This window comes from Micromonospora sp. SYSU B005, from assembly GCF_055362685.1.
Genome location: NZ_JAXCFU010000005.1, coordinates 131373 through 146596, shown reverse-complemented (window position 1 = coordinate 146596; position 15224 = coordinate 131373). Strand labels below are relative to the sequence as shown.

At 71.2% G+C, this 15224-nt stretch carries 18 protein-coding genes; 17 read left to right on the top strand and 1 reads right to left on the bottom strand.

Translation table 11 applies throughout. The features are described 5' to 3' along the window. Positions 1-300 precede the first annotated feature (300 nt). The 5 genes from paaA to paaE are packed head-to-tail and all read left to right on the top strand — an operon-like array spanning position 301 to position 4010. On the top strand, positions 301-1368 hold the full coding sequence (paaA, locus tag SM452_RS14305) for a 1,2-phenylacetyl-CoA epoxidase subunit PaaA (protein ID WP_355512854.1): 1068 nt from the start codon (positions 301-303) through the stop codon (positions 1366-1368). Then, complete coding sequence (gene paaB, locus SM452_RS14300) at positions 1365-1709, top strand: 1,2-phenylacetyl-CoA epoxidase subunit PaaB (RefSeq protein ID WP_410054968.1); 345 nt, start codon at positions 1365-1367, stop codon at positions 1707-1709. The genes paaA and paaB overlap by 4 nt, the downstream gene beginning before the upstream one ends. Then, positions 1706-2428 (top strand): 1,2-phenylacetyl-CoA epoxidase subunit PaaC, encoded by a 723-nt coding sequence (gene paaC, locus SM452_RS14295; RefSeq protein ID WP_463840075.1) that lies wholly within the window; start codon positions 1706-1708, stop codon positions 2426-2428. Before paaB ends, paaC begins: the two co-directional genes overlap by 4 nt. Next, a complete protein-coding gene (gene paaD, locus SM452_RS14290) occupies positions 2425-2901 on the top strand; it encodes a 1,2-phenylacetyl-CoA epoxidase subunit PaaD (protein ID WP_194802044.1) in 477 nt (158 codons plus the stop codon). Before paaC ends, paaD begins: the two co-directional genes overlap by 4 nt. Next, positions 2898-4010, top strand: coding sequence for a 1,2-phenylacetyl-CoA epoxidase subunit PaaE (paaE, locus tag SM452_RS14285; RefSeq protein ID WP_463840074.1), 1113 nt, complete (start codon positions 2898-2900; stop codon positions 4008-4010). Before paaD ends, paaE begins: the two co-directional genes overlap by 4 nt. Positions 4011-4022: 12 nt before the next feature. Here the strand turns inward: paaE and SM452_RS14280 are convergent, their stop codons facing one another. Continuing rightward, a complete protein-coding gene (locus SM452_RS14280) occupies positions 4023-4673 on the bottom strand; it encodes a DUF3592 domain-containing protein (protein ID WP_262016142.1) in 651 nt (216 codons plus the stop codon). Between the two features lie 104 nt (positions 4674-4777). Between SM452_RS14280 and SM452_RS14275 the strand changes: the two genes are divergently transcribed. The 12 genes from SM452_RS14275 (at position 4778) to nuoF (ending at position 15176) form a co-directional block, all read left to right on the top strand. Further along, the gene (locus tag SM452_RS14275; RefSeq protein ID WP_030500764.1) at positions 4778-5056 is read left to right on the top strand and encodes a type II toxin-antitoxin system Phd/YefM family antitoxin; all 279 of its coding nucleotides are present in this window, start codon (positions 4778-4780) and stop codon (positions 5054-5056) included. Further along, complete coding sequence (locus tag SM452_RS14270; RefSeq protein WP_262016140.1) at positions 5053-5463, top strand: type II toxin-antitoxin system VapC family toxin; 411 nt, start codon at positions 5053-5055, stop codon at positions 5461-5463. The genes SM452_RS14275 and SM452_RS14270 overlap by 4 nt, the downstream gene beginning before the upstream one ends. 73 nt (positions 5464-5536) lie before the next feature. After that, positions 5537-6727, top strand: coding sequence for a cyclic dehypoxanthinyl futalosine synthase (mqnC, locus tag SM452_RS14265; protein ID WP_262016139.1), 1191 nt, complete (start codon positions 5537-5539; stop codon positions 6725-6727). Positions 6728-7118: 391 nt separating this feature from the next. Then, positions 7119-7829: a demethylmenaquinone methyltransferase gene (locus SM452_RS14260; RefSeq protein ID WP_091414513.1), complete on the top strand. Its 711-nt coding sequence runs from the start codon at positions 7119-7121 to the stop codon at positions 7827-7829. Positions 7830-7903: 74 nt separating this feature from the next. Then, complete coding sequence (locus SM452_RS14255; RefSeq protein WP_262016138.1) at positions 7904-8122, top strand: hypothetical protein; 219 nt, start codon at positions 7904-7906, stop codon at positions 8120-8122. Between the two features lie 134 nt (positions 8123-8256). After that, a complete protein-coding gene (locus tag SM452_RS14250; protein WP_030273587.1) occupies positions 8257-9531 on the top strand; it encodes a geranylgeranyl reductase family protein in 1275 nt (424 codons plus the stop codon). A gap of 133 nt (positions 9532-9664) precedes the next feature. Then, positions 9665-10030 carry an NADH-quinone oxidoreductase subunit A gene (locus SM452_RS14245; protein ID WP_013283601.1) on the top strand — a complete coding sequence of 122 codons (366 nt, stop codon included), beginning with the start codon at positions 9665-9667 and terminating at the stop codon, positions 10028-10030. An 11-nt stretch (positions 10031-10041) separates the two neighbouring features. After that, entirely contained in the window at positions 10042-10722 is a 681-nt protein-coding gene (locus tag SM452_RS14240; protein WP_013283602.1) for a NuoB/complex I 20 kDa subunit family protein, read from the top strand. After that, positions 10719-11450, top strand: coding sequence for an NADH-quinone oxidoreductase subunit C (locus tag SM452_RS14235; protein WP_402810385.1), 732 nt, complete (start codon positions 10719-10721; stop codon positions 11448-11450). Before SM452_RS14240 ends, SM452_RS14235 begins: the two co-directional genes overlap by 4 nt. After that, positions 11447-12772 (top strand): NADH-quinone oxidoreductase subunit D, encoded by a 1326-nt coding sequence (locus SM452_RS14230; RefSeq protein ID WP_120572080.1) that lies wholly within the window; start codon positions 11447-11449, stop codon positions 12770-12772. Before SM452_RS14235 ends, SM452_RS14230 begins: the two co-directional genes overlap by 4 nt. Further along, positions 12769-13863: an NADH-quinone oxidoreductase subunit NuoE gene (gene nuoE / locus SM452_RS14225; protein ID WP_355512866.1), complete on the top strand. Its 1095-nt coding sequence runs from the start codon at positions 12769-12771 to the stop codon at positions 13861-13863. Before SM452_RS14230 ends, nuoE begins: the two co-directional genes overlap by 4 nt. Continuing rightward, complete coding sequence (gene nuoF / locus SM452_RS14220; protein ID WP_463840073.1) at positions 13860-15176, top strand: NADH-quinone oxidoreductase subunit NuoF; 1317 nt, start codon at positions 13860-13862, stop codon at positions 15174-15176. Before nuoE ends, nuoF begins: the two co-directional genes overlap by 4 nt. The last annotated feature ends 48 nt before the right edge of the window (positions 15177-15224 follow it).

Genomic DNA, 15224 nt, shown 5'->3' with positions numbered 1-15224 from the left:
CGGTCGCCGACAGGCCGGGGGACGATGGCCTGAACGGTGACGATCATGAAGCCGAACGGTTTGCCGGGGGGAAGTCTACTTCCGGACAGCCCTGACGCCAGGTCTCGACACCCGTGACTTTGCCGGGTGGGCGGGATATTGAGCCACTTTGCCGCCCTTGGGGGATTTCCTCTATTCCGAGTGATCGACATCACAGCTACCAGCGCCGATGGCGGCGCGCGCACGGCCGGTGACGCCAGGTGGCCCGGAAACCTGTTACACCCTCTGGTGTCGTTCGTGCCGAGCTGTAACACTGGCTGCATGTATGGCAATGACTTCGCCCCGCCCGAGGACGCTCCGGGCGGCGGCCTGCTCGGCGAGGTGGAGGCGGCGGAGGCGGCGCTGCGCGAGGCGGCGGCACGCGCCCGGCGCGGTGGCGCGGCCCCGGACGAGGACGTCGAGGCGTACTTCGCCGACGTCATCGGCGCCGACCAGAAGATCGAGCCCCGCGACTGGATGCCCGAGGCGTACCGCCGGACGCTGATCCGGCAGATCGCCCAGCACGCCCACTCCGAGATCATCGGCATGCAGCCGGAGGGCAACTGGATCAGCCGGGCGCCGTCGCTCAAGCGCAAGGCGATCCTGCTCGCGAAGGTGCAGGACGAGGCCGGTCACGGCCTCTACCTCTACGCGGCCGCCGAGACGCTCGGCATCAGCCGCGACGAGCTGGTGGAGCTGCTGCTCGAGGGGCGGCAGAAGTACAGCTCGATCTTCAACTATCCGACGCTGACCTGGGCCGACGTGGGCGCGATCGGCTGGCTCGTGGACGGCGCGGCGATCGTCAACCAGGTGCCGCTGTGCCGCTGCTCCTACGGGCCGTACGCCCGGGCCATGATCCGGGTCTGCAAGGAGGAGTCGTTCCACCAGCGGCAGGGCTACGAGATCCTGCACACGCTGGCGCACGGCACCGAAGCGCAGAAGGCGATGGCCCAGGACGCGGTGGACCGCTGGTGGTACCCGTCACTTGCCATGTTCGGCCCGCCGGACGGTGACTCGACGCACAGCGCCCAGTCCATGGCCTGGAAGATCAAACGCTTCTCCAACGACGAGCTGCGCCAGCGCTTCGTCGACATGTGCGTCGGCCAGGCGGAGGTGCTCGGCCTCACCCTCCCCGACCCGGACCTGCGCTGGAACGACGAGCGGCAGGCGTACGACTACACCCAGCCCGACTACGCCGAGCTGATGCGGGTGATCAAGGGCGACGGGCCGTGCAACAGGGAGCGCATGGCGCACCGGCGCAAGGCGCACGCCGACGGCGCGTGGGTACGGGAGGCCGCCGCGGCGTACGCCGCGAAGCGGGCGAAGCGAAAGGAGCCGGTGGCGGCATGAGCGAACGCACCGAGCGAAGCGAGGGCCGTGAGGGCATGCCCAGCCAGCACGGCATGAACAGCGCGTCCTCTCCCCTGTGGGAGGTCTTCGTGCGGGCCCGCCGTGGCCTGTCGCACACCCACGTCGGCAGCCTGCACGCGCCCGACGCCGAGATGGCCCTGCGCAACGCCCGGGACCTCTACACCCGCCGTCAGGAGGGCGTCTCCATCTGGGTGGTGCCGGCGAGCGCGATCACCGCGTCCAGCCCGGACGAGAAGGACGCGTTCTTCGACCCGGCCGCCGACAAGGTCTACCGGCACCCCACCTTCTACGAGGTCCCCGAAGGGGCTGCGCACCTATGAGCCTGTTCGACTTCACGCTCGCCCTCGGCGACGACGCGCTCATCGCCGCGCAGCGCCTCGGTGAGTGGACCTCCCGCGCGCCCGAGATGGAGGAGGACATCGCGCTCGCCAACATCGCCCTCGACCAGCTCGGCGCGGCGCGGCTGCTGCTCACGTACGCGGGCGAGCTGGAGGGCGCGGGCCGCGACGAGGACGACCTGGCCTACCTGCGCGACGACCGCGAGTTCCGCAACTGCCTGCTGGTCGAGCTGCCCAACGGCGACTTCGGCGTGACCATGGCGAAGCTGTTCTTCCTGGCCGCGTACCAGTCGCCGCTCTACACGGCGCTGGCCGGCTGCGCCGACGAACGGCTGGCGGCGGTCGGGGCGAAGGCGCGCAAGGAGTCGGCGTACCACCTGGACCACGCCGCGCTGTGGGTGAAGCGGCTCGGCGACGGCACCGAGGAGTCGCACCGGCGGATGCAGGACGCGGTCGACCAGGTGTGGCCGTACGTCCATGAGCTGTTCGCCCCGGACCCGGCGGCGCCGGTCGACCCGTCCACCCTTCGGGCCGACTTCGACGCCACCGTGTCCGCGGTGCTGGACGAGGCCACGCTGACCCGGCCGGAGACCGGCTGGGCACCCGGCGGCGGCCGGGACGGCCTGCACACCGAGCACCTGTCCTACCTGCTCGCCGAGATGCAGGTGCTGCACCGCGCCCACCCCGGAGCTCGCTGGTGAGCAGCGCGAGGGCGGCCGCGGCGGCGGTGGTGGACCCGGAGATCCGGGTCATCACCATCGACGAGCTGGGCATCCTGCGCGCTGTCGACGAGGAACCGGGTACCGGCCGGGTCGTCGTCACCATCACCCCCACCTACACCGGCTGCCCGGCGATGGACGTGATCCGGGAGGACATCCGCCGGGCGCTGGCCGCCGCCGGGCATCCGGACGCCGAGGTCCGCACCGTCTACCACCCGGCGTGGAGCACCGACTGGATCTCCGACACCGGCCGGGCCAAGCTCGCCGCCGCCGGCATCGCCCCGCCCGCGCCGCGCGGCGACGACACGGTGGTGCCGCTGACGCTGGCCGTACGCTGTCCGCGCTGCGGGTCGCCGGAGACCACCCAGATCAGCCGCTTCGGCTCCACCGCGTGCAAGGCGCTGTGGCGCTGCCGGTCCTGTTCCGAACCCTTCGACCACCTGAAGGCGCTGTGACTGTCACCATCACCCGGCCGGTCCGCCGCCGGCCGGTCTTCCACCCGCTGCCCGTCGCCGCCGTGGACCGGCTCACCGACGACTCGGTGTCGATCACGTTCGCGGTACCGGAGGCGCTGCGCGAGACGTTCGCGTTCTCCGCCGGGCAGCACCTCACCGTCCGCCGTCCGGCCGACGGCGACGGCGAGGAGGTGCGGCGGTCGTACTCGATCTGCTCCACCCCAGACGATCTGGCCCGGCACGGCCGGTTGCGGGTCGGGGTGCGTGAGGTTCCGGGCGGGGCGTTCTCCGCGTACGCCTGCGGCGCGCTGCGCGGCGGCGACACCGTCGAGGTGCTGCCGCCGCTGGGCCACTTCACCTCCGCGTTCACCCCGGACCGGGCCCGCCGGTACGGCGCGGTGGTCGCCGGTTCCGGCATCACCCCGGTCCTCGGGCTGGCCGCGACCGCGCTGGCCACCGAGCCGCGCAGCACGTTCACGCTCGTGTACGGCAACCGCACGGCGAACTCGGTGATGTTCGCCGAGGAGCTGGCCGACCTGAAGGACCGCTATCCGACCCGGCTGCACCTGGTGCACGTGCTGTCCCGCGAGATGGGCGAGTCGGCGCTGCTGTCCGGGCGGATCGACGCCGACCGGCTGACCCGGCTGCTCGACACCGTCGTACCCGGTGACGAGATCGAGGAGTGGTTCCTCTGCGGCCCGTACGGCATGGTGGTGGACGCCAAGGCGGTGCTGGCGGGTCGTGGCGTGCCGGACGCGGCGGTGCACACCGAGCTGTTCCACGTCGACGCCCCGCCGGAGCCGGTGCGGCGCGAGACCGACCGGCCCGGGGCCGGCACCGAGGTGACGATCCTGCTGGACGGGCGCTCGTCCAGCTTCACGATGGGCCGGGACGAGCGGGTGCTCGACGCGGCGCTGCGGGTGCGCGGCGAGTTGCCGTACGCCTGCAAGGGCGGGGTGTGCTCGACCTGCCGGGCCAAGGTGACGTCCGGTGAGGTGACGATGGCGCGCAACTACGCGCTGGAGCCCGACGAGGTCGCCGCCGGTTACGTGCTGACCTGCCAGTCCAGCCCGGTCACCGACGAACTCACTGTCGACTACGACGCCTAGCGGCGCCGCCGGTCAGAACACCACCGGCGGTGCCGTGGCGGCGCGGCCACGGGCCCGGCTGACGTGGCCGCGCCACCCGCCGACCAGCGCGAACAGGGTCCATCCCGCCGCGCCGAGCACGAGCATGCCCCGCTTCCCGTCCGGGTCCACGTCCCGCGCGTCGGCCAGTTCCACCTCGCCCCGCGGGTCGACGAGCACCGTCAGCCGCTGGCCGACCCGGTAGCCGGGGGAGCTGCCCCGGTAGACCAGCGGCTCGTCGAGCCGGCCGGTGTCGCCCTGGAGGGCGAACTCGTGCCGCTTGCCGGCGGTCTCCACGTCGGTGATGGTCACCTGCTGGGCGACGCCGCGCTCCCGAAGGACCGACTCCGGCGCGAGCTGCACGGTGCCCACCAGCACGAACAGGGCCGGCAGCACCGACAGGAGGGTCAGCCACCAGCCCCGGTGCAGCAGGCGCAGGCCGACCGCGAAGGCGAGGCAGCCGGCCAGGGCGACAGAGATCGGCACCGCGATCGGCAGTCCCACGGTGAGGTGGCCGACCACCGCGCTGACCGCGATCACAGCGAGGCCGAAGCCGACGAGCACGGCGGTCATGATGAGGGACCAGAGGGCGGAGCGGGCGCCGGCCACGCGTACGGGGGTGGGCGGGGGAGATACGACTGACACGCCGAGAGCTTAGGCGGGCGACGCCAGCGCTCCGCTTCCCGCGGTGGCGTTTCGGGTCGACCACCATCCGTGACGCGTAGAACGTTGCGTCCTACACTTGGCTCATGGAGCAGATCGCCGTCCGGGAGTTGAACCAGCACACCAGCCGGGTGCTGGCGCGGGTGCGCGCCGGTGAGACGGTCGAGGTGACCGATCGGGGTGAGCCGATCGCCCGTCTCGTCCCGGTGCTGGCCGGCGACGCGCTCCTCGGCCGGTTGGTGGCCGAGGGCCGGGCCACGGCCCCGACCACGACCGGCCCGGTCCCGATGCCGCCGGTGCTCGGGGATCCCACGGTGGACGCCGCAGCCGCCCTGATCGAGGCGCGCGACGAGGAGCGCTGGTGATCTACCTCGACTCGGCGGCGGTCATCAAGATGCTGCGGCGGGAGGCGGAGACGCCGGATCTGCTCGGCTGGCTGAACGAGCGCGCCGGCACCGCCCTGGTGTCGTCGGCTCTCGTCGAGGTGGAGGTGCCACGGGCCTTGCGTCGTGCCGCACCACAGGCGCTGGTCGGCGTCCCCTCGGTGCTGGGACGTCTCTACCGGGTCGAGATCGACGCCACGGTCCGGGCGACCGCGGGCGCGTACCCGGAGGCGATGCTGCGCAGCCTCGACGCCGTCCACCTCGCCACCGCCGAGGTCCTGGCCCGGCAGGCGGCGGCCGAGTTCGTCGCGTTCGTCACGTACGACAAGCGGCTGCTGGAGGCGGCCAAGGCGATCGGGCTGCCGGTGGCCAGTCCGGGCATGCCCTGACCGGGTGGGTCTCTCGTCACCGGGTGAGGAGTGGCGTTTCCCGCCGTCGGGCCCGCGACGTACGCTCGGGGATGTGACGGCGAACCGGGAGATCGACGACATCCTGCAACGCGGCGCGGACGGCGGGCGGATCACGCCCGAGGAGGCGCTGCTGCTCTACACCGACGCGCCCTTCCACGCGCTGGGCGAGGCGGCCGACGCGGTACGGCGGCGCCGCTACCCGGACAACATCGTCACGTACCTCATCGACCGCAACATCAACTACACGAACGTCTGCGTGACGGCGTGCAAGTTCTGCGCGTTCTACCGGGCCCCCAAGCACAAGGAGGGCTGGACCCACCCGACCGAGGAGATCCTGCGCCGTTGCGGCGAGGCGGTCGAGCTGGGCGCCACCCAGGTCATGCTTCAGGGCGGGCACCACCCGGACTACGGCGTCGAGTACTACGAGGAGCTGTTCTCCTCGGTCAAGAAGGCGTACCCGCAGCTCGCGATCCACTCGATCGGCCCGAGCGAGATCCTGCACATGGCGAAGGTCTCCGGCGTGAGCCTGGACGAGGCCATCGCCCGGATCAAGGCCGCCGGGCTGGACTCGATCGCCGGTGCCGGCGCCGAGATGCTGCCGGACCGGCCGCGTAAGGCGATCGCGCCGCTGAAGGAGTCCGGCGCGCGCTGGCTGGAGGTCATGGAGCTGGCGCACCGGCAGGGCCTGGAGTCGACGGCCACCATGATGATGGGCACCGGCGAGACCAACGCCGAGCGCATCGAGCACCTGCGGATGATCCGCGACGTGCAGGACCGCACCGGCGGTTTCCGGGCCTTCATCCCGTGGACGTACCAGCCGGAGAACAACCACCTGAAGGGCCGCACCCAGGCGACCACGATGGAATACCTGCGCCTGGTCGCGGTGGCCCGCCTGTTCTTCGAGACGGTCCCGCACCTGCAGGCGTCCTGGCTGACCACCGGCAAGGACGTCGGGCAGCTCGCGTTGCACATGGGCGTGGACGACCTCGGCTCGATCATGCTGGAGGAGAACGTCATCTCCTCGGCCGGTGCCCGGCACCGGTCGAACCTGCACGAGCTGATCGGCATGATCCGGTCGGCCGACCGGATCCCGGCCCAGCGGGACACGCTCTACAACCGGCTCGCGGTGCACCACACGCCGGCCGACGACCCGAGCGACGACCGCGTCGTCTCGCACTTCTCGTCGATCGCCCTGCCCGGCGGCGGCGCCGGGAAGTCGCTGCCGCTGGTCGAGGTCAACTGACCGGGTTCCGCCGTTCGGCCGGTCGGTGTCCGTCGTGCGGCCGGAGCTCCGCCCGTTTCCGGTGAAGCTTGCGCCAGAGGTCTTCACCTGCGTGATCACCGGCGGCTAGCCTGCCCGCGCGACACCACCGATCCGGGCCGCTAGCAGGCAGGTAACAGGTCGGCGGCGACCCGGTCGAGCACGGCCCGGTGAGCCGACGACGCCATTACGCTTGCGGCGTCCGTCGGACCGTCGTCCTCCATCGGCCCATGAGGGCCGTTCATATAACGCACCGCGGCAGGGGCGGGATGGGTGACCATCCCGCCCCTGCCGTCTGCCGGGATCGATGAAGGAGCGCACCGGCGACTGACCCGGGGGGAGGCGGGGGCGGCGCGGCTGGCAGAGTGGAGGGGTGAGCCGTACCCCGCAGGGCCAGCGCGCCAGCCTGGACAAGCAGCCGCACGAGGTCGCCGCGATGTTCGACGGCGTCGCCGCCCGCTACGACCTGACGAACACCGTGCTCTCGTTCGGTCAGGACCGGTCGTGGCGGCGGGCCACCCGGGCGGCGCTCGGGCTGCGCCCGGGTGAGCGGGTGCTGGACGTGGGCGCCGGCACCGGTGTGTCGACCGAGGAACTGGCCCACTCCGGGGCGTACGCGGTCGGCGCGGACCTGTCGCTGGGCATGCTGTACGCCGGCAAGCGCACCCGCCCGTCGGTGCCGCTGCTGGCCGGGGACGCGCTGCGGTTGCCGTTCGCCGACGCCAGCTTCGACGCGGTGACCATCTCCTTCGCGCTGCGCAACGTCAACGACACCGACGCGGCGCTGGCCGAGCTGGCCCGGGTGACGCGGCCGGGCGGGCGGCTGGTGGTCTGCGAGTTCAGCACTCCGGTGAACCCGGCGTTCCGCACGGTCTACCTGTCGTACCTGATGCGGTCGTTGCCGGCGGTGGCCCGCGCGGTGTCGAGCAACCCGGACGCCTACGTCTATCTCGCGGAGTCGATCCGGGCCTGGCCGGACCAGGCGGCGCTGGCCGCGCGGATCGGCGCGGCCGGCTGGGGCCGGGTGGCGTGGCGCAACCTGACCGGCGGCGTCGTGGCGCTGCACCGGGCCGTCCGAAACTGACCGTCCGACCAGCCGACGCTGGTCATTTCGTGAATATCCGATTTTGGTCTACTTTGTCCCGTAGGCTCGCCCCCATGACGGGACCAGACCAGGCCGCCACCGGCGACGACGCCGCCGAGCTGATCGCGCAGCTCCGCGAGCTGGCCGGCGCGGATCCCGCAGATGTCCGGCAGGTCGTCGCCGAGGTGCTCGCCGCGCTGGACCGGGCCGCCGGTGGCGCGTTGCGCGACCATCTGCCCGAGGCCATCCGCCTCGACGCCGGGCTCGGACCGGCCGCGCAGGCGCGCCCCTGACCGGTCTCGACGCTCTTACCGGCGCGTTTCCGCGAAGTTAGGCCCCCCTCAGCGCGTACTGGTGTAACGCCGGTCATAGACTCCAACCGGATCGGCTTGTGAAGCATTTCACGAGCATGCGGGAGGAGGCGCGGATGACCGCGGTGGAGAACGACGCCGACGTCATCGTCGTGGGCGCCGGTCCCGGAGGATCGGCCACGGCGTACCACCTGGCGCGGCACGGCGTACGCGTGCTGCTGCTGGAGAAGACGGAGTTTCCCCGGGAGAAGGTCTGCGGCGACGGGCTCACGCCCCGCGCCGTGCGGCAGCTGATCCGGATGGGCGTGGACACCTCGCCCGAGGCGGGCTGGCTGCACAACAAGGGCCTCCGGGTGATCGGCGGCGGCATACGCCTGGAACTGGACTGGCCCGACCTGGCCAGCTTCCCCAACTACGGCCTGGTGCGCACCCGGCTCGACTTCGACGACCTGCTCGCCCAGCGTGCGGTCGCCGCCGGGGCGAAGCTGCAGACCAGCGTCAACGTCCTCGGGCCGGTGCTCGGCGCCGACGACCGGGTGATCGGCGTGCAGGCCGAGGTCGGCCCGGACAAGGAACCCGCCACGTTCCACGCGCCGCTCGTGGTCGCCGCCGACGGCGTCTCCGGCCGCTTCCCGCTCGCGCTCGGGCTCGCCAAGCGGGAGGACCGCCCGATCGGCGTGGCCGTCCGCCGCTACTACCGCTCGCCCGCCAAGCACGACGACGACTACCTGGAGTCCTGGCTGGAGCTGCGGGCCAAGGGCAGCGACGCGCTGCTGCCCGGCTACGGCTGGATCTTCGGCCTCGGTGACGGCCGGGTGAACGTCGGCCTGGGCGTGCTGAACTCCTCCTCGGCGTTCGGCAAGACGAACTACCGCAAGCTGCTCACCGACTGGCTCGCGAACACCCCCGAGGACTGGGGGATGACCGACGAGTCCAACGCGGAGGGTCCGATCCTCGGCGCCGCGCTGCCGATGGGCTTCAACCGCGTCCCGCACTACACCCGCGGTGTGCTGCTGGTCGGTGACTCCGGCGGCATGGTCAACCCGTTCAACGGCGAGGGCATCGCGTACGCGATGGAGTCGGGCGAGATGGCTGCGGAGGTCGTGGTGCAGGCGCTGGCCCGCCCGGCCGGCGCGGAGCGGGAGCGGGCGCTGATGGCGTACCCGCAGGAGCTGAAGGCCCGCTTCGGCGGCTACTACCGGCTCGGCGGCGTCTTCGTGAAGCTCATCGGCCGCCCCGAGATCATGCGGATGGCGACCAAGCACGGCATGCCGCACCCGATGCTCATGCGCTTCGTGCTCAAGCTGCTGGCCAACCTGACCGACCCGCGCGGCGGGGACGCGATGGACCGGGTCATCAACGCGATGACGAAGGTGGCCCCGGCCGTGTAGGAGACGACCGGCCCGAGGCGGAACGCCCACGGGCCGGACAGAGATCGACCCCGCCGACCGAGGTCGTGAGGGACGTGAATAGTGTGATTTTGGCCAACCACCGAGGTCAGGGAAGGACGAGCAGGGGACAACGATGACGCTCTCTCCTTACGCACCCATCATCGGGCTGTTCGCCCTCGCTGCGGCGTTCGCGCTGTTCTCCGTGGCCGCTGCCCGACTCGCCGGCCCGCGGCGTCTGAACAAGGCCAAGCTCGAGGCGTACGAGTGTGGCATCGAGCCGAGCCCGCAGCCGGTCGGCGGCGGCCGGTTCCCGATCAAGTTCTACCTGACGGCGATGCTCTTCATCGTCTTCGACATCGAGATCATCTTCCTCTACCCCTGGGCGGTCTCCTTCGACGCCCTGCCGATCTTCGGCTTCGTGGAGATGGTCCTGTTCATCGTCGCGGTCTTCGTCGCGTACGCCTATGTCTGGCGTCGCGGCGGCCTGGACTGGGACTGAGGAGGTAGCAGATGGGCATCGAGGAGAAGCTCCCCTCCGGCGTCCTGCTCACCAGCGTCGAGAAGCTGGTCAACTGGACGCGGAAGACCTCGGTCTGGGGCGCCACGTTCGGTCTGGCCTGCTGTGCCATCGAGATGATGGCGGCGGGCGGCCCGCACTACGACATGGGCCGCTGGGGCATGGAGGTCTTCCGCGCCTCGCCCCGCCAGGCGGACCTGATGATCGTGGCCGGCCGGGTGAGCCAGAAGATGGCCCCGGTCCTGCGCCAGATCTACGACCAGATGGCCGAGCCCCGCTGGGTCATCTCGATGGGCGTCTGCGCCAGCAGCGGCGGCATGTTCAACAACTACGCCATCGTGCAGGGCGTCGACCACGTCGTACCGGTCGACATGTACCTCCCCGGCTGCCCGCCCCGGCCGGAGATGCTCATCGACGCGGTGCTCAAGCTGCGCGAGAAGATCATGCACGAGCCGCTGGGCCCGAACGGCCGCAAGATGCTGGAGGCCCGCCAGGCGCGCGGCGACGTGCCGGTGGTGCCGTACGGCTCGATGCCCTCGTCGTACCGCAGCGACAAGGCCCGGCGTGCCGAGTGGACGAAGGCGGTCCGCGAGGGGCGTGAGGAGCAGCTGCGGATCGAGAACTGGATGAAGGCGCAGAACCACCTTCAGGCGTCGCATAGGGGCCCGAAATGAGCAACGACAAGAACAACGACGGCGGGGTGCCGGTACCCACCACCCCGGCCGGTGCCAGCTCCACCGCCCCGGCGGAGTACCCGCCGGCCGCCCCGGCCGGCCGGGGCATGTTCGGCAACCAGGGCACCGGTGACGTCTCCGGCTACGGCGGCCTGGTCCGCCCGCGCAAGCCCATCGAGGAGGCGGCCCGGCCGTACGGGAGCTACTTCGACGAGGTGCGGGACGCGCTGGAGGAGGCGTACCCGGACTTCGGCGACGCGATCGAGAAGGTCGTGGTCGACCGGGGCGAGCTGACCCTGCACGTCCGCCCGGAGCGGATCGCCGAGGTCTGCCAGGTGATGCGCGACGACCTCGCGCTGCGCTTCGAGCTGTGCTCCTCGGTGTCCGGTGTGGACTACCTGGGCGCGCAGGAGCGCCGCCTGCACGTGGTCTACCACCTGACCTCGATGACCTACCGCCGTATCGTCCGGCTGGAGGTGGCGGTCTCCGTCGAGGACCCGCACGTCCCGAGCGTCACCGCCGTCTACCCGACCGCCGACTGGCAGGAGCGGGAGACGTACGACATGTTCGGCGTCGTCTTCGACGGCCACCCCGCCCTGACCCGGATCCTCATGCCGGACGACTGGGAGGGGCACCCGCAGCGCAAGGACTACCCGCTGGGCGGCGTCCCCGTCGAGTACAAGGGTGCGGAGATCCCCCCGCCGGACCGTAGGAGGTCGTACCAATGACCACGTCGAACTACGCGACCGAGCGCGAGACGACCGAGGGCAAGGTCTTCACCGTCACCGGCGGGGACTGGGACGAGGTCGTCTCCGGCACGGACCCGATCAACGACGAGCGGATCGTCGTCAACATGGGTCCGCAGCACCCGTCCACCCACGGCGTGCTGCGGCTGGTCCTGGAGCTGGAGGGTGAGACGGTCCGCGAGGCCCGCTCGGTCGTCGGCTACCTGCACACCGGCATCGAGAAGAACCTGGAGTACCGCAACTGGGTCCAGGGTTCGACGTTCGTGACCCGGATGGACTACCTCTCGCCGCTGTTCAACGAGACGGCGTACGCGCTCGCGGTGGAGAAGCTGCTCGGCATCACCGACGACATCACCGAGCGGGCCACCACCATCCGCGTGCTGATGATGGAGCTCAACCGGGTCTCGTCGCACCTGGTCTGGCTGGCGACCACCGCCATGGAGCTGGGCGCGATCAACATGATGCTGTACGGCTTCCGCGAGCGGGAGTACGTCCTCGACATCTTCGAGACCATCACCGGCCTGCGGATGAACCACGCGTACGTGCGGCCGGGCGGTGTGGCGCAGGACGTGCCGGACGACGCGATCCGCAAGATCCGTGACTTCCTCCAGCTGATGCCGAAGCGGCTCAAGGAGTACGAGAACCTGCTGTCCGGCCAGCCGATCTGGCTGGAGCGTACGCAGCACGTCGCGGTGCTCGACGTGACCGCCTGCATGGCGCTCGGCGTCACCGGCCCGGTGCTGCGGTCCGCGGGTCTCGCCTGGGACCTGCGCAAGACGATGCCGTACTGCGGTTACGAGACGTACGAGTTCGACGTGCCGACGCACACCGACGGTGACGTGTGGGGCCGCTACCTGGTCCGGGTGGCGGAGATCCGCGAGTCGCTGAAGCTGATCGAGCAGGCGCTGGACCGCCTGAAGCCCGGCCCGGTGATGGTGTCCGACAAGAAGATCGCCTGGCCGGCGCAGCTGGCCATCGGCGTGGACGGCATGGGCAACTCGCTGGAGCACGTCGCCAAGATCATGGGTCAGTCGATGGAGTCGCTGATCCACCACTTCAAGCTCGTCACCGAGGGCTTCCGGGTTCCGCCGGGCCAGGTGTACGTCGGCATCGAGTCGCCCCGCGGCGAGCTGGGCGTGCACGCGGTGTCCGACGGCGGCACCCGGCCCTACCGGGTGCACTACCGGGAGCCGAGCTTCGTCAACCTCCAGGCCCTCCCGGCGATGGCCGAGGGCGGCCTGATCGCCGACGTGATCGCCGGCGGCGCCTCGCTGGACCCCGTGATGGGTGGTTGTGACCGATGAGCTTTACCGAAACGACTCGCGCCCGGGCCCGGGAGATCATCGCCCGGTACCCGGCGGACCGGTCCCGCTCGGCGCTGCTGCCGCTGCTGCACCTGGTCCAGTCCGAGGAGGGCTACGTCTCCCCGGCCGGTGTCGAGTTCTGCGCCGAGGTGCTCGGGCTCAACAAGGCCCAGGTCGGCGCCGTCGCCACCTTCTACACCATGTACAAGCGCAAGCCGACCGGTGACTACCTGGTGAGCGTCTGCACAAACACCATGTGCGACGTGCTCGGCGGGCAGAAGGTCTACGACACCCTGGCCGAGCACCTCGGCGTCGGGCACGAGGAGACCACCGCCGACGGGAAGATCACCCTGGAGCACGCCGAGTGCCTGGCGGCGTGCGACTACGGCCCGGTGATGACAGTCAACTACGACTTCTTCGACAACGTGGAGCCGCAGGCCGCTGTCGACGTGGTCGAGGAACTGCGTGCCGGCGGCCGGCCGATGCCGACCCGCGGGGCGCGGCTGTGCACGCTCAAGGAGATGGCGGTCCAGCTCGCCGGTTTCGCCGACGAGCGTGACGGCGCGGTGGCCGACGGCGGGCCGGGCGAGCCGAGCCTGCGCGGTCTGCGCCTGGCCGAGCAGCACGGCGTCTCGGTGCCGGGCTTCGACCCGAAGACCCCGATCCGCAGCAAGGCCGAGGCCGACCGGGCCGCCGCCGAGGCGAAGGCGAAGGCCGAGGCCGCGAAGCCGGCCCCCGCGCCCGAGCCGGCCAAGCCGGAGGCGGCGACCGGCAGCACCGCGCCGGACGTGAAGGCGCCGGACGCCAAGTCGCCGCAGGTGCGTACCGCCGAGACCCGGCAGCCGGACGCGAGCACCCCGGCGCCGGACGCCCCGGGCACCAAGGTCCCGGTGGACGGACCGGCACCGGCGCCGCGCGACGCGCGGGCGGCGGAGGCGGCCGGCGTGGCGTCGAACCCGCCGGCCGGTGACGGCAAGCCCGCCGGCGACGCGGCCGGCGCGCAGGAACGCAACCTCAAGGAAGCGGAGTCCGGTACGGGCGCGGACGGCGCCGACCCGGCGGACGCGAGCGGAACGGGGGTCCGGAAGTGACCACTCCTCGGCCGGAGACGCTGGCCAAGCTCACGCCGGTGCTCACCAAGCGCTGGCTCTCGCCGGACGCGTGGCGGCTCGGCACCTACGAGAAGCTGGACGGCTACGCCGCCCTGCGCAAGGCGCTCAACGCGCACCCGGACGACCTGATCCAGCTGGTCAAGGACTCCGGACTGCGTGGCCGGGGCGGCGCGGGCTTCCCGACCGGTCTCAAGTGGGGCTTCATCCCGCAGGGCGACGGGAAGCCGCACTACCTGGTGGTGAACGCCGACGAGGGCGAGCCGGGCACCTGCAAGGACCTGCCGCTGATGACCCACGACCCGCACTCGCTGGTCGAGGGCGTCATCATCGCCTCGTACGCGATCCGGGCCAACCGGGCGTACATCTACATCCGCGGTGAGGCCGTGCACGCCGCCCGGCGGCTGCGCAGCGCCGTCGACGAGGCGTACGCCAAGGGTTACCTCGGCCGGAACATCCTCGGCTCGGGCTTCGACCTGGACCTGGTGGTGCACTCGGGCGCCGGGGCGTACATCTGCGGTGAGGAGACCGCGCTGCTGGACTCGCTGGAGGGCTTCCGCGGCCAGCCCCGGCTGCGTCCGCCGTTCCCGGCGACCCACGGCCTGTACGCCAGCCCGACCGTCGTCAACAACGTCGGCACCATCGCCAGCGTGCCGTACATCGTGCTCGGTGGCGCGGACTGGTGGAAGACGATGGGCACGGAGAAGTCGTCCGGCCCGATGATCTACTCGCTGTCCGGCCGGATCGACAACCCCGGCCAGTACGAGTGCTCGATGGGCATCACCCTGCGCGAGCTGATCGAGCTGGCCGGCGGCATGAAGCCCGGGCACAACCTGAAGTTCTGGACCCCGGGTGGCTCGTCGACGCCGCTGCTGACCGCCGAGCACCTGGACGTGCCGCTGGACTTCGAGGGGGTGGCGGCGGCCGGCTCGATCCTGGGCACCACCGCCACGCAGATCTTCTCCGACCAGGACTGCCCGGTGTACGCGACCTACCGGTGGCTGGAGTTCTACCACCACGAGTCGTGCGGCAAGTGCACCCCGTGCCGGGAGGGCAACTACTGGATGGTCCGGGTCTACCGGCGCATCCTGGCCGGCCAGGGCACCCACGAGGACCTGGACACCCTGCTCGACACCTGCGACAACATCCTCGGCCGTTCGTTCTGCGGTCTGGGTGACGGCGCGACCAGCTCGGTGACCTCGTCGCTGAAGTACTTCAAGCAGGACTACCTCGACTACATCGAGGGACGTACCGCGCCGAAGCTCTCCGACAAGTCTCTGGTTGGAGCTCACTGATGAGCGCGAGGAACGAGCTTGCGAGTCCCGCAGTCGCGATTGGAAGGC